The organism is Cellulomonas sp. P1_G12_2 (assembly GCF_056405535.1).
The window spans coordinates 110,553-130,767 of sequence record NZ_JBFUBX010000001.1; the positions used below are offsets into that span (position 1 = coordinate 110,553).

Sequence of the window (20,215 nt, forward strand, 5' to 3'; positions counted from 1 at the left end):
CCGCACCGGCGACATGGCGCAGAACGGGAGGACTACGGCAGGGTCCCGACGACCACCGTGGCCCCGGCGTCCTCGTCGACCACCACCCGCGCCGCCAGCCCTGCGCGCCCGAACGCGTCGACCGCGGCGGGCACCTGCGCCGCACCGGTCTCCACCAGCAGGTGACCACCCGGCGCCAGCCACCGCGGCGCCACCGACGCGACCCGCCGCAGCACCTCGAGCCCATCGGACCCGCCGTCGAGCGTGACGCGCGGCTCGTGCAACCGCGCCTCGGGCGGCATCAGAGCGATCGCGTCGGTCGGCACGTACGGCACGTTGGCGACGAGCAGCTGCACCCGCCCCCGCAACGACGCCGGCAGCGGCTGGTCCAGGTCCCCCTCGAACACCTGCCCGCCGACCGCGCCGACGTTCCGGCGTGCGCAGCGGACCGCCGCGGGCTCCACGTCGGCCGCGTACAGCTCCACCGCACCGAGCAGGTGCGCGAGCGCCACCCCGAGCGCCCCGGAGCCGCAGCACAGGTCCAGCACCACGACCGGCTCGGCGGTCCGCGGGGCCAGCCGCGCGGCCTCCCCCACCAGCAGCTCGGTGCGGCGGCGCGGCACGAACACCCCGGGGTCGATCCCGATCCGCAGCCCGCAGAACTCCGCCCACCCGACGACGACCTCGAGCGGCTCACCGGCGACGCGGCGCGCGACCAGCCCGTCGAGGTCGTCGGACCCCGTCCCGAGCAGGAGCGTCGCCTCGTCCTCGGCGAACACGCAGCCGGCGGCGCGCAGGGTCGCGGTGATCTCCGCGTGGGTCAGGGGCACGGCGGGCAGGCTACGCCCGCTCTCAGTCCCGCGTGATGCGCAGGATCACCCGGTTGTCGTCGCCCTTGCGGCCCAGCTTCTCGATCCCCATCATCACGCGGTACTCGAGGCCGTACTTCTCGACCATGACGTCGTTGCACCGCTCGCGCGCCGCGTCGTCGTCGAGGATCTCTCCGACGCCGGTCACCGTGGGGGCGTCGTCGTCGACGCTCCCGAACCGGCTGCTCGGGGACATCTCCACGCGGGAGTCCCGACCGAGCCGCTTGACCTTGCCGCTGCCCCGCGGGGTGGTCACCAGCAGCGCGTCGCCGTCCCGGCCCACCCACACGGTCGTCGGCACCCCGACTCCGGACTTGCGGAACGTGGTCAGGGAGATGAACCCCTCGTCGGCGAGGGCGTCGAAAGTCGTCATGCGCGATGGTCACCCACGCACGAGGCGGCCGCACCCCGTGGGGGTACGGCCGCCTCGTCCAGAGCGGGTCAGGCGGTGGCGTAGCCGACCGGCTGAGCCGCGTCAGCACCCCGGTAGGGGTTGGAGTCGTAGCCGAGGATGTAGAAGAAGATGATCGGGAGGAAGAACAGGCCGACCGTGAAGCCCGTCCCGTGACCGAACGCGGTCGACAGCCCCTGGTAGAGCAGGACCAGGATGACGATGTTCACGATCGGGATGAGCAGCAGGACGATCCACCAGAGCGGCTTGCCCGCGACCTTGAGCAGGACGATGGTGTTCCAGATCGGGACGAACGCCTGCCAGGTCGGCTCGCCGGCCTTCTTGAAGATCCCGAACAGCGCGAACGCGCCGATCAGGTAGCCGATGATGCCGCCGATGTAGGCGCCGGGGCCGACCGTGGCGGAGGTCGTGGTGGCCACCTCGGTGGCGAGTGATGTGATGATCATGCGCGGACAGTAGCGACAAACACATGCTCGCGTGCCCGAAATGGCGGAGCGTCTCACCGCGTCTTCTGGGAGTCAGCAGTGTGGTACCTGTACGGGTTCCACTAACCTTGCCGCCGTTCGCTCCCGCTCCTACCGTTGCGGGACACACACGGCATCGGCCCGGGCAGGTGGGCCACCTCAGAGAGGCCCGCCCATGTCCGTCACACAGTCGTCCCTGAGGAAGCAGATCTGGCGCAGGAAGCCGATCACCGCCGCGACCGTGAGGTCGAGCGAGGGCCTGGAGCGCTCGCTCGGCACCTTCACGCTGATGATGTTCGGCGTCGGTGCGACCGTCGGCACCGGGGTCTTCTTCGTCATGCACGAGGCGGTGCCCGACGCCGGTCCCGCCGTCGTGATCTCGTTCCTGCTGGCGGGCCTGGCAGCAGGGTTGTCGGCGCTGTCCTACGCCGAGATGGCGTCGGCGGTGCCGGTGTCCGGGTCGACCTACTCCTACGCGTACGCGACTCTCGGCGAGGTGGTCGCGATGGGGGTCGCGGCCTGCCTGCTCCTCGAGTACGGGGTGTCCACGGCGGCCGTGGCGGTCGGCTGGAGCGGCTACCTGAACCAGCTCCTGCACAACCTGATCGGGTGGGAGATCCCGACGGCGCTGTCCGCCGCACCGTGGGACGCCGACCCGGGGCTCATCAACCTGCCCGCGCTGGTCCTCGTCGCCCTGTGCGCGGTCCTGCTGATCCGGGGCGCGTCGGAGTCCGCCAAGGTCAACGCCACGATGGTCGTCATCAAGCTGGCGGTGCTGGTGCTCTTCGTGGCGATCGCCTTCACCGGGTTCAACGCCGACAACTTCGCGGACTTCGCCCCCATGGGCGTCACCGGGATCACGGCCGCCGCCGGCACGATCTTCTTCACGTTCATCGGGCTCGACGCCATCTCCACGGCCGGCGACGAGGTCCGTGACCCGCAGAAGACCATGCCGCGCGCGATCCTCGGCGCCCTGGCGATCGTCACCACCATCTACGTGCTGGTCGCGGTGTCCGCCCTCGGCACGCAGCCGTGGGAGGCGTTCAGCGACACGGAGCAGGGCGAGGCCGGTCTGGCGAAGATCCTCGAGAACGTCGTCGGCGCCACCTGGCCGGGCACGATCCTGTCCGCCGGCGCGGTGATCTCGATCTTCTCGGTCACGCTCGTGACCATGTACGGGCAGACGCGCATCCTGTTCGCCATCGGCCGCGACGGCCTGCTCCCGCGGTCGTTCGCCCGCGTCAACCCGCGCACCCACACGCCGGTGAACAACACGCTCATCGTGGCGGGCGTGGTGGGCGTCCTGGCCGCGTTCGTCCCGCTCGACTACCTCTGGGACCTGGTGTCCATCGGGACGCTCATCGCGTTCATCGTGGTCTCGGTCGGCGTCATCATCCTGCGGCGCAGCCGTCCTGACCTGACCCGCGGGTTCAAGGTCCCCGGCTACCCCGTCACGCCGGTGCTCGCAGTGCTGGCCTGCCTGTACATCCTGTCCGGCCTGCACTGGTACACGTACGCCTGGTTCCTCCTGTGGCTCGGTGTGGTGCTCGCGTTCTACTTCCTGTGGGGCCGCAAGCACTCGGTCCTGGAGCGCGCGGTGGAGGCCGGGATGCTGCGCGACGAGGACCTCCGATGACGATCGTCGTGGGTGCCAACCCCTTCGGCGACTCCCACGCCGCCATCGACCTCGGTGTCACGCTGGCCCGGACGCTGCCGGAGGCGACGGGGCCGGACGTGCTCGTCATCGCGACCGTCGTCCCGCACGGGTGGACCGTGCCGTCGATGGCGCGGGTCGACGGCGAGATGCAGGAGTGGGTCCAGGCCCGGGCCGACGAGGCGGAGGCCGCTGTGCTCGACGTCCTCGACGGGCGCGCCGACGACCTGACCATCGAGTTCGTGCGGCTGCACGACCGCTCGACGCCACGGGCGCTCGCGGCCCTGGCCGAGGAGCGGGACGCGACCGCCCTGGTGCTGGGCTCGTCGCCCGACGGCACACCGGGCCGGGTGGTGATCGGGTCGACCGCCGACTACCTCCTGCACTCGTCCCCGGTCCCGCTCGCCATCGCGCCGCACTCCTACCGGTGCCCGCCCGGCCCCGCCGACGTCGCCGCGCACCGGCTCACCTGCTCGTTCAGCGGCACCGATCTCGGGTCCGTCGCCGTGCGGTGGGCGGCGCGGCTGACGCGCGAGATCGACGTCCAGCTGCGGATCGCCACGTTCGGCGTCCGATCGCCCACCATGTACCCGCCCGAGGTCGGCACCGACATCGAGGCGGAGGTGAACGAGCAGTGGCGCGCGCAGATGGTCGACGCGCAGCACGCCCTGAAGGCCCGGCTCGGCGCCGGGCTGGACGACGACGTGGAGCTCGTCGTCGCGTCCGGCGGCAGCTGGTGGGAGGCGCTCACGTCCGTCGACTGGCTGGCGAACGAGCTGCTGATCCTCGGCTCGTCGAGCGCCGGCACGCTGCGGCGTGTGTTCCTGGGCACCAACGCGACGCGGATCATCCGGCACTCGCCGGTCCCCGTGCTCGTCGTGCCGCACGACGAGCTGTGACCTGTCAGTCCTGGGTCGGTGCGCCCTCGGTGAGGTCCTCGGACGTGTCCGGCTGGTAGACGCACACCCACAGGGTGTCCGGGCGGACGGTGACCTCGAGGGTGGTCGACGGGTCGATGACGTCGCCGTCCAGCTGGCGGGGCTGCGGGCGGTCGCTGGTGATCGTGATCCGTGACCCGCGCAGCACCTCCATGTTCGGCACCTTGTTGCGCCCCGGGCGCAGGACGCCGACCGCGGTCTGGATCCAGCGGCCCAGGTTCTTGGGCGCCAGCACCGCGACGTCCATCTGGCCGTTGTCCGGCTCGGCGTCGGGCAGCAGGTTGACCCCGCCCTGCAGGCGCCCGACGTTGCCGACGAGCACCGTGCGGGCGCGGCGGCGCAGCACCGGGTAGTCGTCGACCTGCACCTCGACCTTCATCTCGGCGTCGTTCAGGTGCTTGAGCGCCGAGTACACGTACGCGACGGAGCCGAGGACCGCCTTGAGCTTGGTGGGGGCGTCGTCGACCATCGCCGCGTCGAGGCCCATGCCCGCCATCACCGCGAACGTCTGCCCGTCCACCTCACCGAGGTCGACCAGCCGACGGCCGCGGTCCAGGGCCAGCTGGACGCCCTCGATCGTGTCGGTGGGGATGCCGAGGTTGGTCGCGAGCAGGTTGCCGGTGCCGCCGGGCAGGATGGCGAGCGCCGCCTCGGTCCCGGCCAGCCCGTCGATGCAGGCACGCACGGTCCCGTCACCACCGGCGACGAACACCACCTCGGCGCCGTCGGCGACCGCCTGCTTCGCCTGGCCGGTGCCGGGGTCGTCGGCGGTCGTCTCGAGCCACGCCGGTTCGGGCCAGCCCGCCTCGGCCAGCTGCTCCCGGATGCCGGCGCGGAGCTCGTCGAGACCCTCGACCCGGTTGGGGTTGACGATGACCGCCGACCGCAGGGGGGCGTGGTCGAGTCGCTGCTCGGCGGGAGTCTCGCGGGGGATCGTCACGTCGGCGAGTATGAGCCCGGCTCCGCCGACCGGCCACTCGGAGCGGGCGCCGTACGCTGCCGCGGTGATCACCGACGCGCTCGATGCCTGGACCCCCCGCGACCCCGCGCAGGCCGGTCTGCTGGCGGAGTACCGCGCGTTCGTCGCCGTCTCAGGGCCGGCCGCGGTCGACCGGTCGCTGGCCCCCGAGCACCTCACGGCGAGCTGCTTCGTCCTCACGCCGGACCTGTCGAGCGTGCTGCTCTGCTTCCACCGCAAGGGTCAGTTCTGGGTGCAGCTCGGCGGGCACCTGGAGGCCGGCGACGGGTCCCTGGCGGCCGGCGCGCTCCGGGAGGCGCGCGAGGAGGGCGGCATCGCCGACCTGCAGCTCGAGAGCCACCTGCCCGCCGACGTGCACCGCCACGAGCTCTCCGCGGCGTTCGGGCGCTGCCGGGTTCACTGGGACGTCGGGTTCGTGGCGTACGCCGCCGCGGGCACGGTGCCCGTGGTGAGCGCCGAGAGTGAGCGGGTCGCGTGGTTCGGCGTCGACGCGCTGCCGCCGGGGACGCCCCAGGACTTCGCCGTCCGGCTGCAGACGGTTCTCGCCGAGGTCCGGTCGCGCTGACCGCGGTCGCTGTCCTGCGCGTCGCTCAGCTGTCGAGCGGCGGGGTCTCGACCTGACCGACCTCGACCGTCCCGCCGGTCATCCGGGCGGACAGGCAGTCGAGGACGCGCTGGACGTCGGCCTCTGTCGCGCCGGGCGCGGAGCTCACGAAGACGCGTGACACCGGCATGTCGGCAGTCATCTGGCCGTCGGTCATCGAGGGGTCGTCGACGCAGGTGCTCCAGTCGCCCTCCGGGTAGGAGAGCGAGATGCCCCAGGGTCCCTGCTCGGGGATGCCCGCCGGCCTCGAGCCGAGTCCCGCGAGCGCGGACAGGGCCAGGGCGATGGCGAGCACCAGCGCAGCGACGATCCCGACCTTGCCCCGGATTGCTCTCACGCCACGATCCTACGGTCCGTCATTGCACCATTCGGTTCAGTGTCGTATGGTGAACCACATGGTTCAGCATGACACCCTCGACCGGATCTACTCGGCGCTCGCCGACTCGACCCGACGCGACATCCTCACGCGACTCGGAGAGGGCCCCGCCAGCATCGGGGAGCTCGCCGAACCGCACGGCATGACCCTCACGGGGATGACCAAGCACGTGCGGGTCCTCGAGGACGCCGGCCTCGTCCGCACCGAGAAGGTCGGCCGGTCCCGGCAGTGCAGGCTCGGCGAGGAGCGACTGGACGACGCCATGGCGTGGATCTCGTTCTACCAGCGGCTCTGGGAGCGTCGGCTCGACGGTCTCGAGGCCTACTTCACCCTGCAGAAAGGCACCGACTCATGACCACCACCGACACCCTCGAGATGCGCATGACCCGCGTCCTGCCGGCCACCCCGGAGCAGGTGTTCGACGCCTACACCGACGCGGAGAAGCAGAAGATCTGGTTCTCGATCCTGGACGAGACGCCGGGCATCGTGGAGATCACGGTCGACCTCCGCGTCGGCGGCCAGCAGAACGCCGTGTGGGGACCGGACCGCGACAACCTCTTCCACGAGACCCAGACGTACCTCGTCATCGACCGCCCGCACCGGCTGGTCACCGAGTCGACCGGCGGCGGCCCGGACGGCTCGTCCATGACCACGCGCGTCGACATCACGTTCGAGGCGGTCGACGGCGGCACGCTCATGACGATCGTGCAGAGCGGCTTCCCGGCCGTCGAGGTGCGCGACTTCTTCTCGCAGCAGGTCTGGGTGGGAGCGCTCGACCGCATCGAGGCGTTCCTGGTGCGCCGGTGACGGATTGACGTTGCCGCACGCGGGGGACGGGCACGAGGCTGGCCGGATGGTCGACCTGGTGCACGTCCCCGCGGACCCCGCCCACCCCGACGCCTGGACCGTCGAGGGGACGGTCCTGGTCAGCGACGCCGTCGACCTGGCCATCCACGGGTCGACGGACTTCGCGCTCGACGTGCCCACCACGCGCGCGAGCCTGTCCGAGCCGCACCGCAGGACCCACCGGCTCGTCGCCGTGCCGGCCGGCTCACGCGAACCCGGCTCGGTCGTCGGTCGGGCGCTGGTCCGGCTGCCCACGCTGGGCAACACGCACCTCGCGTTCGTCTACGTCGCCGTGCACCCGGACTGGCGCCGACGCGGCGTCGGCTCGGCGCTCTGGGACGCCGCGGTCGAGATCGCCCGCGAGGCCGACCGCCGGGTCCTCATCTCCGACTCCAGCTTCGCCCCCGAGCCGCCGCCCGGGCCGGACGCCCTCGAGTCCCCCACGGGAAGCGGGCGCATCCCCCGGCACGACGACTCCACCCTGTTCGCGCTCGCCCGCGGGTTCACGCTCGAACAGGTGGTCCGGCACTCCGTGCTGGACCTCCCCGTCCCCGAGTCGGTGCTGGGCCCGCTGCGGCGCGATCCTGGACCCGACTACCGCGTCCACACGATGCGGGACGCGTACGCCGCCGAGTGGCTCGACGAGCTGGCCGTGCTGAAGACCCGGATGAGCACCGACGCCCCGTCCGCCGGCCTCGACCTGGCCGAGGACCCGTGGGACGCCGCCCGCGTCGTCGCGAACGCCGCCGACATCCGCTCGCGCGGGCAGGGGTTCCTCGTGGCCGTCGTCGAGCACGTGCCCACCCGGACGCTCGCCGCGTTCTCGATGGTCGAGTTCCCCCTGGACAAGCCCGCCGTGGTGTTCCAGGGCGACACCCTGGTGCTGCGCGAGCACCGCGGGAACGGCCTCGGGATGCTGGCGAAGATCGCCGTGCTCGACGCGCTCCCCGGCGTCCGGCCCGCCGCCGAGCGCATCCACACCTGGAACGCGCAGGAGAACGCGCACATGCTCGCCATCAACGTGGCACTCGGGTTCCGGCAGGCGAGCGTCGACGCGGAGTGGCAGCGGACGCTGTGATCCTGTCGGGGGCCCGTGCGAGCATGCGCCGGTGACCGGGACCGAGCAGAGCACGTGGCGCCCTGGGTCGGTCGGCGAGGCGACCGGCGGGCTCGGCGCGCTCACGCTGGCGACCTTCGTCGCGATCACCACCGAGCTCGTGCCCGTCGGGCTGCTCCCCCAGATCAGCTCCGACCTCGACGTCACCGAATCCATTGCCGGGCTGCTGGTCACCGTGTACGCGTTCATGGTGGCGGTGCTGGCGATCCCGCTGACCCTCGGCACCCGCCGACTGCCGCGCAAGGGGCTGCTCCTGTGCACGCTCGTCGCCTACACCGTGAGCAACGCGCTGGTCGGGATCGCGCCGTCGTTCGGGCTGGTGGCGGCCGGTCGCGCGGTCGGCGGGATCGCGCACGCCCTGTTCTTCTCGCTGAGCATCGGGTACGCGTCCCGGCTCGTCCTGCCGCAGGTCACCGGTCGGGCGCTCGCCCTGGTCACCGCGGGGGCGTCCGCCGGGCTCGTGCTCGGCGTCCCGCTATCCACCGCGCTGGGCACCGCCGTCGGCTGGCGCAACGGGTTCCTCGTGCTCGCCGGCGTGTGCGCGTTGGCGACCCTGCTCGTGGCCCTGCTCCTGCCGCCCGTCTCCGCCGACGACGACGCCCCGCACCCCGCTCACACCCGGACCGACCGGCGGACCCGGCTCGGGACGGTGTCGGCGGCGAACACCCTCACGTACCTCGCGCAGTACACCGTCTACACCTACGTGTCGGTGATCCTGCTGGCGACCGGGCTGAGCGAGACCGCCGTCGGGCCGGTTCTGCTCGGGCTCGGTGCCGTGGGGTTGGTCGGCACCGCGTACGCCGCGCTGTCCCTCGACCGGAACCCCCGGCGCGGGACCCTGGTGGTGCACGCGGTCATGGCGCTCGCGCTGCTGGTTCTCGGGGTCGTGTTCCCCTCGCGCGTCGGGGTGCTCGTCGCGGCCGCCGTGTGGTCCGGCGCGTTCGGCGCGATGGCGTCCGTGTTCCAGGCCGCCGCCATCCGCACGCGCGGCGGCTCGCCCGACGTGATCGGCGCCCTCGTGAACTCGACCGCGAACATCGGCATCGGCGGCGGTGCGGCGCTCGGGGCGCTGGTCCTCGTCGGCCCTGGCCTCGGCGCGCTGCCCTACGCCGGCGCGGGCCTCGTGGCGGTCAGCCTGGTGGTGATCGCGGTGGCGCGACGCGCGTTCCCGGCGCGGATAGAGGGCGACGAGTAGTCAGCTCGCAGCCGGCTCGTCGACGTCGGCCTCGGCGTCCGGTGCGGGAGCCGGTGGCAGCTCCTTCGCCTTCGGCAGGTCCTCCCCCGACAACCACGAGTACCAGACGGTCGCGGGCCCGCCCTGCAGCAGCACCGCGCGCGTCAGCAGGGTCAGCGGCACCGCGAGGATCGCACCGAGCGGCCCGATGACGAAGGTCCAGAAGATCACCGACACGAAGCTGAGCGTGAGCGTGATGTTCACGGCGTCCGAGACGAACTTCGGCTGCACCAGCACCTGCAGCACCACGTTGACCACGCTGTAGACGGCGATCACCGCGAGCGCCAACGGCCAGCCGCCCACGACCAGGGCGAGCAGCGTCGGCGGGATGACACCGATGACGAACCCGATGTTCGGGATGAAGTTGGTGACGAAGGCGAGGATCGCCCACACCGCGGGGGCGGGGACGCCGAGCGCCCACAGGGCGAGCCCGTCGATGATCGCGACGACGGCACCGAACGAGGCGCTGACGACGAAGTAGCGCCGGACGCCGATGTTGAAGGTCGTGGCGCGTCCGAGCACGTTGCCCTGCGTCGCCCCGAAGTGGTCGTCGGCCCCGTCGTACCGCGCGGCGTCGACCGAGATGAAGATGACGTAGGTGACGACGACGAAGAGCGTGGTGAGGATGCCCATGACGGCACCGCCGAGGGACGCGGCGACGCCCACCAGCTGCGACGGCTGCAGGGCGTCCCGGATCGAGTCGATCGAGCTCTGGTCCACCCCGAGGGACGCGAGCCAGGCGGTGATCTCGGAGATCGACGACTGCAGCTCGTTCAGATAGTCCTGGACCAGCCCGCCGAACTGGATGCCGGCGAACGTCAGCATCGCGATCAGGGCGAGCAGGATCAGGTAGACGACGAGGATCACCACGGTCGTCGCGGCCGGTCGGGGCCATCCGCGGCGCTCCAGGGGGTGCCGGAGCGGGTGCACGATGATCACGAGCACCGCGGCGAGGAACAGCGGCGCGAGCACCTCGCGCGCCGCGTGCATCCCGGCGAGCACCACGACGGCGGCCGAGAGGAACAGGAGCGTGCGGGTCGAGGGCGCGAGGCCCTGGGGCGATGCCATGGGCGCGTGCTCCTTCGATCTCACCGAGCGTCTCACCGAGCAGGTGCTCGCAAGATACAAGGCATCGCGCCGTCAGGCAGGGACGACGACGTCCCCGGACCGGCGCAGCTTGTGCCACGGCAGCCGCGCACCGGCGACCGCGCTGGCGATGGACTGGATGACCACCAGGTAGATGAGCTGCCGGTAGAACACCTGCTGCAGCGGCAGGCTCCACAGCGGCCGGAGGCTCTCGCCGTCCAGGTGCAGGGCGTACGCGGTCACCGCCGTCTGGAGCAGCGCGAACGCGAGCCAGATCGTGAGCACCGACTGCGCGTTGCCCGTGAACAGGCCGTAGAGCGCGAACAGGTCGATGGCCGGCGCCAGCAACGGCAGCAGCACCTGGAACAGGAGCATGTACGGGATGCCGATCAGCCCGAGCCGGCGCCCGCTGCCTCCCCGGTCGAGGACCGCGTGGCGATGCTTCCAGAGGCACTGCATCGTGCCGTAGCTCCAGCGGTACCGCTGGCGCCAGAGGTCGTTCACGCTGCTCGGCGCCTCCGTCCACGCGCGAGCCCGCTCCTCGTGCACCACCCGGTAGCCCGCGCGCAGCACCCCCATCGTGATGTCGGTGTCCTCGGCGAGCGTCTCGGAGCTCAGGCCGCCTGCCGCCTCGACCGCCTGCCGGCGGAACGCACCCGCCGCGCCCGGCACGGTGGTGATGCACCCCCACAGGTCCTGCAGGCGACGGTCCAGGTTGAACCCGCTGACGTACTCCAGGTGCTGCCAGCGGCCGAGCAGGCCGCGGCGGTTGCCGACCTTGGTGTTGCCGCTCACGGCGCCGACCGCCGGGTCGCGCAGGGGCTGGATCAGCAGCCGGATGGTGTCCGGCTCGAACACCGTGTCTCCGTCGAGCATCACCAGCACGTCGTGCGACGCCACCCGGGTCCCGGTGCGCAGCGCGGCGGCCTTGCCCCCGTTGGCCTGGCGCACGAGCCGCACCCCCGGCAGCCCGAGGCGCTCGACCACGTCGGCGGTGCCGTCGGTGGACCCGTCGTCGATGACGACCACCTCGAGGTCCGGGTAGTCGCCGGCGACGAGGGACCGGACCGCGCGCTCGATGCCGACCGCCTCGTTGTACGCGGGCACCAGCACGCTCACGGGGGGCAGCCACGGCTCGCCGGCCACCCGCCGCGCGGACACCCGGACGTGGTGCGGGGCCAGCGCGACGACGAGGAACGTCCGCAGGAGCGAGAGCATGCCGAACCCGAGCACCGCCCAGCTCACGGCGGTGACCAGCCACGACGACGCCCGGACGGCGAACCCCAGGACGTGCCCCTGGAACGCGGGGACGGCCTCGGCGGGCCGGGACGCGCCACCCGTCAGACCGATGCCCTCGGACACCGTGGTGAAGCGGTAGCCGGCGGCCCGATAACTCTCGATCAGCTCGGGCAGCGCCGCGATCGTCTCCGACCGGTCACCGCCGCCGTCGTGCAGCAGGACGATGTGCCCGTCGGTGCCGGCCGGCCGGCCGTTCGCGACGATCTGCTCGACGCCCGGGCTGCTCCAGTCCTTGGTGTCCCGGTCGGCGAGCACCACCAGGTAGCCCGCGTCGGTGGCGCTCTTCACGGCCGAGAGCTCGGCGGCGTCGAGCGTGCCGGGCGACGACGAGTACGGCGGACGCAGCAGCGACGTGCTCAGACCCGTGCTGCCGGCCAGGCCGAGCTGGCCGAGCGAGAGCTCCAGGTTCCGGCGCCAGCCCGGGACGGCCGACAGGTCGGCGTGCGACCACGTGTGCTCCCCGATCTCGTGCCCGTCTGCCAGCACCTCACGCACGAGTGCCGGGTCCTCGACGGCCCGGGCACCCACGACGAAGAAGGTCGCCGGGACGTTCTCCCTGGCCAGGATCTCGAGGACCTGCGGAGTCCACCGCTCGTCGGGACCGTCGTCGAACGTGAGCGCCACCGTCCGGTCCTGCATCGGCACACCCACCAGCCGGCCACCGTCCTGCACCAGCACCGGACCCCCGGTCGGCGCGTCGGCGGCGACGCGCTCCCGCGCCGCGGCGGTCCCGGCGCCGCCGACGCCGGACGAGAGCGTCTGCAGCCCGAGCGCCAGGAGCAGTGCGGAGAGCACCGCGACGAGCAGGACCCAGTGCGCCAGGGCGGGTCGCCGCGCGACGTACTCCACGTGCGCGCCGCGCCGGCGCGCGGGCGCAGCGGCCATGCCGACCATCTCGTCCAGCACGGTGCTCAGCCCTTGGTCGGGCGCGGGGTCGGGACGGTCGCGTGCGTCGACGCCGGCACGGGCTTGGCGGTCGGGTCGTTGCCCGGCGCGTCGGCCGACTGCCCGGGCGCCTCCGCGGAGCGCCCCGGCTCGGTCGACGGGGTGGGCGTCGCGACGGGGACCGGGACGGCGGCGGCCGTGGGCGCGGCGGTCGCGGCCGGTGCGGTCGCCCGCGTCGGCGACACTCGCGGCGCGGGCGCGGCGGTCGAGGTGGGCGAGGGGGTGCTCGACGGGGTGGTCAGGGGAGCGAGCGGTGCACCGTCCGCGCCGGGGTCCGCGAGCGCGGGAGCCACCGGACCGGGGAGCAGCGGGCCCAGGCCCGGGACGGCGAGCCTGCTCATGCCGACCGGGAGCACGAGGGCGAGGACGACGAGCGCGCAGTAGAGCCCGACGAGGAGCCCCAGGGTCCACATGACCCGTCGCACCGTGCGGCCCCGGCGTCCGGAGGGGTCGACGAAGACCGCTCGCGGGGTGCCCGACAGACCACTCATCCTCGTCCTCTCGCCCTGGGACAACGGACGATCCTCCCACGAGGTCCCACGAACGGAGGATTCGCCCAGGTCAGACCGCCCCCGCGGACCCTGCGAGGCGCCACTCCCGCGGGGTCGTCCCGAACGCGTCCCGGAACACCCGTCCGAAGTGCGAGGCGTCGGTGAACCCCCAGCGCGCCCCGACGGTCGCGGCGGTGAGGTGGGCGGACGCGGGGTCGCGCAGGTCGCGTCGGCACGCCTCGAGCCGGGCGGCCCGGATCCAGTCCCCGAGCCGGATCCCGGCACGCGCCAGCTCGGCGTACAGCTGCCGGACGGAGACGTGGTGCGCCGCGGCGATCGTCGCCGCCGACAGGCCCCGGTCGGCCAGGTGCGCGCGGACGTACTCCTGGACGCGCAGGACGAGCGACCCGTGCAGCGGTGCGGCGGCGAGCTCGGGGTCGGCGACGTGGGTGGCGATGAGCGCGCGCAGCAGGTCGATGCTCGGGCCGGCGACGAGGGCAGCCGCGGCCGGGTCGTCGAGGACGTCGGTGCTCCCGAGCGAGTCGAAGTACGGCGCGACCACGGCCGCGAGCACGTTGTTGTCCGGCCCGATCCGCAGCCCTGTGACGGCGTCGAGCGTCCCGGCCGGGAGCCCGAGCGCGCTGCGGGGCACCTGGAAGTAGTGCAGCTCGGTGCGGTCGGTGTTGAGCACGGTGTACGGGCGGGTGCTCTCGTAGACCACCATGTCGCCGGCGCGCAGCACGGCCTGGTGCTCGCCCTGCGCGACCATCGTCGTGCCCGACACCTGCACCGCGAGGAAGACGGTCGGGTCGTGGTCCTGCCGCGCCAGGGCCGGGGTCCGCCGCAGCATCGTCGGCGTCGACCGGGCGGACGAGAAGTTCACCGGTCCCGCCTGCGCCACCTTGCAGAGCACCTCGATCTGCGGTCCCGGCCGGTCGTAGTCGATCTCGACCGGCAGCACCCCGGCCCAGATGGCGTCGTGGATGATCTCGATGCGGTCGTCGGGCGGTAGGTCGTCGGAGCGCAGGACCAGGCTCATACCGGAACCTCACAAGTCGGGCATCTCGGTTGTGAGCAACCGTACGGTCGTCGACCGACGCTTGGCACCTCCCGTCTCACGCCTGATCGTGCACAGCCCGACCAGAACCGTGCACGCACGGGCTACCGACGCGCGCCCGCACGTCCTGAGACTGGGCTGCACCCTGCCGTCGCCCGAAGGGAACCGACCATGAGCCCCACCGTCGTCCTGATCCACGGAGCATTTGCCGACGCCTCCGGCTGGGGCGGCGTCATCAGCCGCCTGAGCGCCGCCGGTGTCACCGCCTACGCCCCCGCCAACCCGCTGCGCAGCGTGTCCGCCGACGCCGCGTACATCCGGTCGTTCGTGTCGACGATCGAGGGGCCCGTGGTCCTCGTCGGCCACTCCTACGGCGGCGCGGTCATCACCAACGCGGCCGTGGGCGCCGACAACGTGAAGGCCCTGGTCTACATCGCGGCGTTCGCGCTCGAGGAGGGCGAGGCGGTCGGCGCGGCGACCGCCCTCGGCGCCGACGGCCCGCCGCCGGACCTCACGCAGGTCATCACGGTGCGCCCGTTCCCGGACTCCGGGGAGGGCAACGCGGACGCCTACCTGAACGTCGACATCTTCCCGCAGACGTTCTGCCAGGACCTGCCCCCGGAGGTGGGTGCCGTCATGGCCGTCTCCCAGCGGCCCGCCGCCCTCGCAACCCTCGGGGAGCCGTCCGGTCCGCCCGCGTGGAAGACGCTCCCCTCCTGGTACCTGGTCGCGTCGTCGGACCGGGTCATCCCGCCGGCGGCCGAGCGTGCCATGGCGGCCCGGGCGGGCTCGACGACGGTCGAGATCGACAGCTCGCACGTCGCGATGATCAGCCACCCCGACGAGGTCGCGGACCTCATCCAGCAGGCGGTCGCCGGGGTGGGGTGACCAGCGGGGCGGGGAACCGGGGCAGGACCGGCGTGCCGTGCAGCCACGCGGTGAGCCGGTCGGCCTCGGCGTCCAGCGCGGCGCGGGCGTCGGCACCGACGTCCTCGAGCAGGACCAGGTCGACGACCCCGTCCTTCGTCGACCAGCCGCCGACGATCCGCCCGTCCACCCAGACGGTCGCGCCGCCGTTGCCCACCGAGTCGAACACCTGAGCCCGGTACGGCCCGAGGTACCAGTCGCGCTCGGACCACCCCATCGTCGTCGGGTCGAGCGCGGGCAGCAGGGCGACCCACGGCTCGACCGGACCGACCGGGTCGACGTCGTCGGGGAGCACCCACCCGGTCCCCTGGTCGAGCGCCACCTCGACCGCGCCGACGTCCCGCAGCGCCTGCCGGACCGCGGTGAGCGTCGACCCGAGCCACCACTTCAGGTCGATCGTGGTGCCCGGGCCGAACCGGCGCAGCCACCGCTCCACCAGGCGCGCCCGGGCGACATCCTCGGGGAGCGCGAGGATCTCCTCGCCGAGCCAGTCGCTCGCGAGCGCCCAGGTGGGCCGCGAGCTGGTCCACGAGCCGAGGTTGCCCGCTCGCACGATCGTCCCGGCGGCCTGCAGGCAGGTCATCACCCGCGACACCACCGCGAAGGTGCCCGCCCACGACTTCCCGTGGCCGTACGCGATCGATCCCTCCAGCACCGGCTCACGGTCGCGGAGCTGCGCCGCGGTCAGCGGCCCGTCGGCGAGGCCGCCGACAGCGGCAGCCGTGACCTCGTCGAACCAGCGCTCGGCGTCCTCGACCAGACCCGCCTCGCGGACCTCCTTCTCGAGCCGACGCCGCTCCACCCCCGCCACCCGGTTGCTCGCGGCCGCCTGCACGACCGGCAGCAGCTCGCGCGTGACCGCGAACAGGGTGCGCCGCATCGCCAGGTGCTTCACCAGGGTGCGGTCGTCGTAGAGCGCGCGGTCCAGGTCGGGCACGGTGAACCCGTCGACGCGCGCCCACGCGGACAGGTAGAGCCCGGCGGGGTCCGTGCCGTGCAGGCAGACCATCGTGTCGACCGCCGCCTCGACGGAGTCCACGCGGAAGGCCGGGGCCACGGCGTGCCGACGAGCCAGTCGTGCGCGCCGCTCCGCGACGTCCAGGTGGATCACGTGCCGATCGTGTCGGGCGCCGGGCGGCGAGCACAACCGCAGGTCCCTAGGCTCGACCGGTGACCGCCCCCACCCGGGTCGAGCTGCCCGACGGCCGCACGCTGCGCGCCTACGACGTCCCCGTCGACGACGAACGCCTGACCGTCGTCTGGCACCACGGCACCCCGAACGTCGGCACGCCGCCGGAGCCGCTGCTGCCCTTGAACGCGGGCATCCGCTGGGTCTCGTACGACCGACCCGGCTACGGCGGATCCACCCCGCACCCCGGCCGGGACATCGCGTCGGCCGCCGGCGACGTCGAGGCGATCGTCGACGCCCTCGGCATCGAGCGGTTCGCGGTCCTCGGCCACTCCGGCGGAGCACCGCACGCGCTCGCCTGCGCCGCGCTCCTGGGTGACCGGGTGGTCGCGGCGGTGAGCGGATCGGGCCTCGCGCCGTACCCGGCCGACGGCCTCGACTGGTTCGCGGGCATCAACCCGACCGGCACCGCGGAGCTTCGCGCCGCCGTCGCGGGCCGCGGCGCCCTCGAACGCGAGCTGTCGGCCGGCCAGTACGACCCGGAGATGTTCACGCCGACCGACCACGCGGCGCTCGACGGCGAGTGGGGCTGGCTCGGACGGATCGCTGGCGAGGCCCAGAAGGGCGGGATCGGCGGGATGGTCGACGACGACCTGGCCTACGTCGCGCCCTGGGGCTTCGACCCGGCGGCCATCACCGCCCCCGTGCTGCTGCTGCACGGCGACGCCGACCGCGTCGTGCCGGCGGCGCACAGCCGGTGGCTGGCCGAGCGGATCCCGTCGGCGGAGCTGTGGCTGCGCCCCGGCGACGGACACGTGTCGGTGCTCGGCGCCGCCCCCGCCGCCCTCGACTGGATCCTGACGCGCTGACACCTCGGCCCTGTGTGAATCGCTTCGGCGCCTGGTCACCCCGGCCCGCAGTCGTGAGGGTGGACGGACGCCCCGGTCGCCCCGTCAGCGACCCCGGTTGCTGGCAGGGGCGCTTCCGGGGGGTCAACGACGACGTCTTCGAGAAGGGGAACCCATGCCTGTCCGAGCACGACCACGCATCCTGGTCACCGCACTCCTCGCGGTGGTCCTGGCGCTGGCGGCAGCGATCGTCACGTCGCAGCCCGCGTCCGCCCACGGATCGGTCACCAACCCGCCCTCCCGCAACTACGGCTGCTGGGAGCGCTGGGGCAGCAACCACCTGGACCCGGCGATGGAACAGCTGGACCCCATGTGCTGGCAGGCCTGGAAGGCCGACCCGAACGCCATGTGGAACTGGAACGGGCTCTTCCGCGAGGGAGTGGCCGGCAACCACCAGGCCGCGATCCCCGACGGGCAGCTCTGCTCGGGCGGCCGGACCCAGGCGCCCCGCTACAACGCGCTCGACGCGGTCGGCCCCTGGGTGGCCAAGGGCGTCCCGACGTCGTTCACCCTGACCCTGACCGACAGCGCCAAGCACGGAGCCGACTACCTGCGCATCTACGTGACCAAGCAGGGCTTCGACCCGACCACGGAAGCCATCGGCTGGGACGACCTCACGCTGCTCAAGGAGACCCCTCGCTACGGCACGACGGGTCTGTACGAGACCGACATCAACCTGGCCGGCCGTAGCGGCCGCGCGGTCCTGTACACGGTCTGGCAGGCCAGCCACCTCGACCAGTCCTACTACCTGTGCAGCGACATCAACATCGGCGGCGGCACCACGACGCCGACGCCCACTCCGACTCCCACGGTCACCGCCACGCCGACGCCCACCCCGACCGTGACGCCGACCCCGACCCCCACGCCGACAGCCACCCCGACGCCCACCCCCACACCGACCGGGACGCCCGGCGGGTGCACGGCGACCGTCAAGGTGGTCAACGCGTGGAACGGCGCGTTCGTCGGTGAGGTCACCATCACGGCCGGCTCGACCGCACTGACCGGCTGGCACACGGCCATCGGCGGCGCGACCCTCACGCAGGCGTGGAACGGCTCCCTGGCGGGCGCCAACACCATCACGAGCGCTGCGTGGAACAGCGCAGTTCCCGCCGGCGGCACCACCACCGCCGGCTTCATCGCCAACGGCAGCGGCACCGGCCTGACCGCCACCTGCGGCACGCACTGAGCGACCCGACGCCCGCCCGTCCCCGACCAGGGGACGGGCGGGTGCGGTCTACTGACCGCATGGCACCCGAGCCCGTCGCGACCGTCGAGCGGCACGCCAGCTGGAAAGAGCTGTTCTTCGACCTCGTGGTCGTCGCCGGCGTCGGCCAGCTGGCCCACCTGCTGCACGAGGACACCGAGCCCACCACCCTCGGCCTGTACGCCGTCCTCTACCTGGCGTTCTGGATCTCGTGGGCCGGCTTCGCGGTGTACGGGAACATCGCGGGCGACGACGCGCGCACCGGCGTCCTGATCACCGCGATGCTCGGGCTCGCCGTCATGGCGGCGTCGGTGCCGGGCATCCACGAGTCCCGGTCCAATGCGTTCGTCATCGCGTACGTCGCGCTGCGCTGGTTCTCCGGTGCGGTCATCGCGCGGGGGAAGGTCCTGCTCGACTGGCCGCTGGCGCAGTACGGGCTCGGAGCGGTGCCGTGGCTGGTCTCCCTGTGGGTGGACGCGCCGCTGAAGTACTGGCTCTGGGTCGTCGGGATCGCCATCGACCTCGTCGTGCTGCTCCTCGCGTCTGCGTCACGCACGATGCAGAACGCGGAGGAACGTCTGGAGCGTGCGCAGGGTGGACGCCGGGGAGGTCCCGGCGGCGGCCGGCCCTTCGTGCTCCAGGGCACCCACGCCGACGAGGAGCACCTCGCGGAGCGGCTCGGCCTGTTCGTCATCATCGTGCTGGGCGAGGGCCTCATCCAGATCATCGACGCCGCCGCCGACTCCGCGACCTGGAACCAGGACCCCGCAGTCGTCGCTCTCGGTGCGTTCGCCCTGCTCGCGGCGGTGTGGACCGCGGGCCTGCTGCACGGGACGGCCGGCATCCCCCAGCTCACGCCGCACACGGTCGCACCCCGGATCGTCATGCTCCTGCACGCCCTGCTCACCGGGGCGCTCGCGGCACTGGCCGCCGCCCTCGGGGTCGCCGTCGAGCACGCCCACGAGCCTCTGCCCGACCAGTATCGGGCCCTGCTGTGCGGAGCGGTGGCCGCCTACTGCGCGATCGGCGTGGTGACCGCCCTGCTGGTGGGCAAGGACCGGCGGTGGATCCTGGCGCGCGGCCTGCCGAGCGTGGCGGTGCCGGTCGCGCTGATCTTCCTGTGGCCGGACCTGTCGGTCGGGCTGCTGGTGTGGATCCTCGTCGCGGTCGTGGTGTGGCTCATCCTGGAGAAGCCGGCGGACGGACGACCGCGGCGGGAGCGCCGGCGGCCCGGCGTCAGCTGATCGACGAATGCCGACGCTCGCGCGTCCGGACCACCAGCACGATCGCGGCCCAGAGCAGCGCGACCGACGCGAAGAACGCGGTCACGGCGATCAGGGTTCCCGGGAACCGCTCCCGGAGCACCCCGCCGCAGTGCTCGGCGACGGTCGTGCCGGGGGCGAGCTCGATCGAGTAGCTGTCCTCGGCGCAGTTCCGGTCGATCGCGTAGGCGCCGATCGCCAGGAACAGACCCCACGGGACCAGGAGGACGAGCAGCCAGCGCAGCTCCTCGCCGAGAGACATCGGCCGCCGACCCCACAGCCGACGCTCGGCCCGGGCACGCCGCCGCAGAGCTCGAGCGCCCAGCACGACCCCCACGGGAAGCAGCACCCAGCAGGTGATCACGAACAGCACCGCCCCACCTCCGCGTCGACGGTAGAGCGACGCGGACCGGGCGGCGCCCGAACGACGTGGCC

22 protein-coding genes are annotated in these 20,215 nt (G+C 72.9%); 11 read left to right on the top strand and 11 right to left on the bottom strand.

What is annotated here, in order from left to right:
• Nucleotides 1-32: 32 nt before the first annotated feature.
• From AC1DXT_RS00600 to AC1DXT_RS00610, 3 genes are all read right to left on the bottom strand, one after another.
• Nucleotides 33-809 (bottom strand): putative protein N(5)-glutamine methyltransferase, encoded by a 777-nt coding sequence (locus AC1DXT_RS00600; RefSeq protein WP_477059449.1) that lies wholly within the window; start codon nucleotides 807-809, stop codon nucleotides 33-35.
• A gap of 22 nt (nucleotides 810-831) precedes the next feature.
• A complete protein-coding gene (locus AC1DXT_RS00605) occupies nucleotides 832-1,221 on the bottom strand; it encodes a PPOX class F420-dependent oxidoreductase (RefSeq protein WP_477059450.1) in 390 nt (129 codons plus the stop codon).
• A gap of 68 nt (nucleotides 1,222-1,289) precedes the next feature.
• Nucleotides 1,290-1,706, bottom strand: coding sequence for a DUF5684 domain-containing protein (locus AC1DXT_RS00610; protein ID WP_477059451.1), 417 nt, complete (start codon nucleotides 1,704-1,706; stop codon nucleotides 1,290-1,292).
• Between the two features lie 193 nt (nucleotides 1,707-1,899).
• Here AC1DXT_RS00610 and AC1DXT_RS00615 point away from each other — a divergent pair, with 193 nt between their 5' ends.
• Both AC1DXT_RS00615 and AC1DXT_RS00620 read left to right on the top strand, forming a co-directional pair.
• Nucleotides 1,900-3,360 (top strand): APC family permease, encoded by a 1,461-nt coding sequence (locus tag AC1DXT_RS00615; RefSeq protein ID WP_477059452.1) that lies wholly within the window; start codon nucleotides 1,900-1,902, stop codon nucleotides 3,358-3,360.
• On the top strand, nucleotides 3,357-4,277 hold the full coding sequence (locus tag AC1DXT_RS00620) for a universal stress protein (RefSeq protein ID WP_477059453.1): 921 nt from the start codon (nucleotides 3,357-3,359) through the stop codon (nucleotides 4,275-4,277). The genes AC1DXT_RS00615 and AC1DXT_RS00620 overlap by 4 nt, the downstream gene beginning before the upstream one ends.
• Before the next feature lie 4 nt (nucleotides 4,278-4,281).
• Here AC1DXT_RS00620 and AC1DXT_RS00625 read toward each other — a convergent pair whose 3' ends face one another.
• Nucleotides 4,282-5,256, bottom strand: coding sequence for a diacylglycerol/lipid kinase family protein (locus AC1DXT_RS00625; RefSeq protein ID WP_477059454.1), 975 nt, complete (start codon nucleotides 5,254-5,256; stop codon nucleotides 4,282-4,284).
• A 64-nt stretch (nucleotides 5,257-5,320) separates the two neighbouring features.
• Between AC1DXT_RS00625 and AC1DXT_RS00630 the strand changes: the two genes are divergently transcribed.
• The gene (locus tag AC1DXT_RS00630; protein WP_477059455.1) at nucleotides 5,321-5,860 is read left to right on the top strand and encodes an NUDIX hydrolase; all 540 of its coding nucleotides are present in this window, start codon (nucleotides 5,321-5,323) and stop codon (nucleotides 5,858-5,860) included.
• 25 nt (nucleotides 5,861-5,885) lie between these two features.
• Here the strand turns inward: AC1DXT_RS00630 and AC1DXT_RS00635 are convergent, their stop codons facing one another.
• Nucleotides 5,886-6,236 (bottom strand): hypothetical protein, encoded by a 351-nt coding sequence (locus AC1DXT_RS00635; protein ID WP_477059456.1) that lies wholly within the window; start codon nucleotides 6,234-6,236, stop codon nucleotides 5,886-5,888.
• 58 nt (nucleotides 6,237-6,294) lie between these two features.
• On the opposite strand from AC1DXT_RS00635, the gene AC1DXT_RS00640 reads away from it, so the two are divergent.
• The 4 genes from AC1DXT_RS00640 to AC1DXT_RS00655 are packed head-to-tail and all read left to right on the top strand — an operon-like array spanning nucleotide 6,295 to nucleotide 9,433.
• Nucleotides 6,295-6,630 carry an ArsR/SmtB family transcription factor gene (locus AC1DXT_RS00640; RefSeq protein WP_477059457.1) on the top strand — a complete coding sequence of 112 codons (336 nt, stop codon included), beginning with the start codon at nucleotides 6,295-6,297 and terminating at the stop codon, nucleotides 6,628-6,630.
• Nucleotides 6,627-7,082, top strand: a complete 456-nt coding sequence (locus AC1DXT_RS00645) for an SRPBCC family protein (protein WP_477059458.1) — start codon at nucleotides 6,627-6,629, stop codon at nucleotides 7,080-7,082. Before AC1DXT_RS00640 ends, AC1DXT_RS00645 begins: the two co-directional genes overlap by 4 nt.
• A gap of 46 nt (nucleotides 7,083-7,128) precedes the next feature.
• The gene (locus AC1DXT_RS00650) at nucleotides 7,129-8,199 is read left to right on the top strand and encodes a GNAT family N-acetyltransferase (RefSeq protein WP_477059459.1); all 1,071 of its coding nucleotides are present in this window, start codon (nucleotides 7,129-7,131) and stop codon (nucleotides 8,197-8,199) included.
• A 31-nt stretch (nucleotides 8,200-8,230) separates the two neighbouring features.
• Nucleotides 8,231-9,433, top strand: coding sequence for an MFS transporter (locus AC1DXT_RS00655; RefSeq protein WP_477059460.1), 1,203 nt, complete (start codon nucleotides 8,231-8,233; stop codon nucleotides 9,431-9,433).
• Here the strand turns inward: AC1DXT_RS00655 and AC1DXT_RS00660 are convergent, their stop codons facing one another.
• The 4 genes from AC1DXT_RS00660 to AC1DXT_RS00675 form a co-directional block, all read right to left on the bottom strand.
• Complete coding sequence (locus AC1DXT_RS00660) at nucleotides 9,434-10,540, bottom strand: AI-2E family transporter (RefSeq protein ID WP_477059461.1); 1,107 nt, start codon at nucleotides 10,538-10,540, stop codon at nucleotides 9,434-9,436.
• 72 nt (nucleotides 10,541-10,612) lie between these two features.
• Nucleotides 10,613-12,763: a bifunctional polysaccharide deacetylase/glycosyltransferase family 2 protein gene (locus tag AC1DXT_RS00665; RefSeq protein WP_477059462.1), complete on the bottom strand. Its 2,151-nt coding sequence runs from the start codon at nucleotides 12,761-12,763 to the stop codon at nucleotides 10,613-10,615.
• 5 nt (nucleotides 12,764-12,768) lie between these two features.
• Nucleotides 12,769-13,293, bottom strand: a complete 525-nt coding sequence (locus tag AC1DXT_RS00670; RefSeq protein WP_477059463.1) for a hypothetical protein — start codon at nucleotides 13,291-13,293, stop codon at nucleotides 12,769-12,771.
• 70 nt (nucleotides 13,294-13,363) lie between these two features.
• Complete coding sequence (locus AC1DXT_RS00675; protein ID WP_477059464.1) at nucleotides 13,364-14,332, bottom strand: helix-turn-helix domain-containing protein; 969 nt, start codon at nucleotides 14,330-14,332, stop codon at nucleotides 13,364-13,366.
• 189 nt (nucleotides 14,333-14,521) lie between these two features.
• On the opposite strand from AC1DXT_RS00675, the gene AC1DXT_RS00680 reads away from it, so the two are divergent.
• Entirely contained in the window at nucleotides 14,522-15,238 is a 717-nt protein-coding gene (locus tag AC1DXT_RS00680) for an alpha/beta hydrolase (protein ID WP_477059465.1), read from the top strand.
• On the opposite strand, the gene AC1DXT_RS00685 is transcribed toward AC1DXT_RS00680, so the two are convergent.
• Nucleotides 15,207-16,388, bottom strand: coding sequence for a winged helix DNA-binding domain-containing protein (locus AC1DXT_RS00685; RefSeq protein ID WP_477059466.1), 1,182 nt, complete (start codon nucleotides 16,386-16,388; stop codon nucleotides 15,207-15,209). The two genes, AC1DXT_RS00680 and AC1DXT_RS00685, sit on opposite strands and share 32 nt — an antisense overlap.
• Before the next feature lie 59 nt (nucleotides 16,389-16,447).
• On the opposite strand from AC1DXT_RS00685, the gene AC1DXT_RS00690 reads away from it, so the two are divergent.
• The 3 genes from AC1DXT_RS00690 (at nucleotide 16,448) to AC1DXT_RS00700 (ending at nucleotide 19,762) form a co-directional block, all read left to right on the top strand.
• Nucleotides 16,448-17,275 (top strand): alpha/beta fold hydrolase, encoded by an 828-nt coding sequence (locus AC1DXT_RS00690; protein WP_477059467.1) that lies wholly within the window; start codon nucleotides 16,448-16,450, stop codon nucleotides 17,273-17,275.
• Nucleotides 17,276-17,429: 154 nt separating this feature from the next.
• On the top strand, nucleotides 17,430-18,500 hold the full coding sequence (locus tag AC1DXT_RS00695) for a lytic polysaccharide monooxygenase (RefSeq protein ID WP_477059468.1): 1,071 nt from the start codon (nucleotides 17,430-17,432) through the stop codon (nucleotides 18,498-18,500).
• A gap of 59 nt (nucleotides 18,501-18,559) precedes the next feature.
• A complete protein-coding gene (locus tag AC1DXT_RS00700) occupies nucleotides 18,560-19,762 on the top strand; it encodes a low temperature requirement protein A (RefSeq protein ID WP_477059469.1) in 1,203 nt (400 codons plus the stop codon).
• Here the strand turns inward: AC1DXT_RS00700 and AC1DXT_RS00705 are convergent.
• Nucleotides 19,755-20,153, bottom strand: coding sequence for a hypothetical protein (locus tag AC1DXT_RS00705; protein ID WP_477059470.1), 399 nt, complete (start codon nucleotides 20,151-20,153; stop codon nucleotides 19,755-19,757). The two genes, AC1DXT_RS00700 and AC1DXT_RS00705, sit on opposite strands and share 8 nt — an antisense overlap.
• Nucleotides 20,154-20,215 lie beyond the last annotated feature (62 nt).

Coding starts and splice junctions, on each gene's coding strand:
- AC1DXT_RS00605 (WP_477059450.1), bottom strand. CDS start 1,221: ATGACGACTTTCGACGCCCTCGCCGACGAGGGGTTCATCTCCCTGACC.
- AC1DXT_RS00610 (WP_477059451.1), bottom strand. CDS start 1,706: ATGATCATCACATCACTCGCCACCGAGGTGGCCACCACGACCTCCGCC.
- AC1DXT_RS00615 (WP_477059452.1), top strand. CDS start 1,900: ATGTCCGTCACACAGTCGTCCCTGAGGAAGCAGATCTGGCGCAGGAAG.
- AC1DXT_RS00620 (WP_477059453.1), top strand. CDS start 3,357: ATGACGATCGTCGTGGGTGCCAACCCCTTCGGCGACTCCCACGCCGCC.
- AC1DXT_RS00640 (WP_477059457.1), top strand. CDS start 6,295: ATGGTTCAGCATGACACCCTCGACCGGATCTACTCGGCGCTCGCCGAC.
- AC1DXT_RS00645 (WP_477059458.1), top strand. CDS start 6,627: ATGACCACCACCGACACCCTCGAGATGCGCATGACCCGCGTCCTGCCG.
- AC1DXT_RS00650 (WP_477059459.1), top strand. CDS start 7,129: ATGGTCGACCTGGTGCACGTCCCCGCGGACCCCGCCCACCCCGACGCC.
- AC1DXT_RS00660 (WP_477059461.1), bottom strand. CDS start 10,540: ATGGCATCGCCCCAGGGCCTCGCGCCCTCGACCCGCACGCTCCTGTTC.
- AC1DXT_RS00670 (WP_477059463.1), bottom strand. CDS start 13,293: ATGAGTGGTCTGTCGGGCACCCCGCGAGCGGTCTTCGTCGACCCCTCC.
- AC1DXT_RS00675 (WP_477059464.1), bottom strand. CDS start 14,332: ATGAGCCTGGTCCTGCGCTCCGACGACCTACCGCCCGACGACCGCATC.
- AC1DXT_RS00680 (WP_477059465.1), top strand. CDS start 14,522: ATGAGCCCCACCGTCGTCCTGATCCACGGAGCATTTGCCGACGCCTCC.
- AC1DXT_RS00695 (WP_477059468.1), top strand. CDS start 17,430: ATGCCTGTCCGAGCACGACCACGCATCCTGGTCACCGCACTCCTCGCG.
- AC1DXT_RS00700 (WP_477059469.1), top strand. CDS start 18,560: ATGGCACCCGAGCCCGTCGCGACCGTCGAGCGGCACGCCAGCTGGAAA.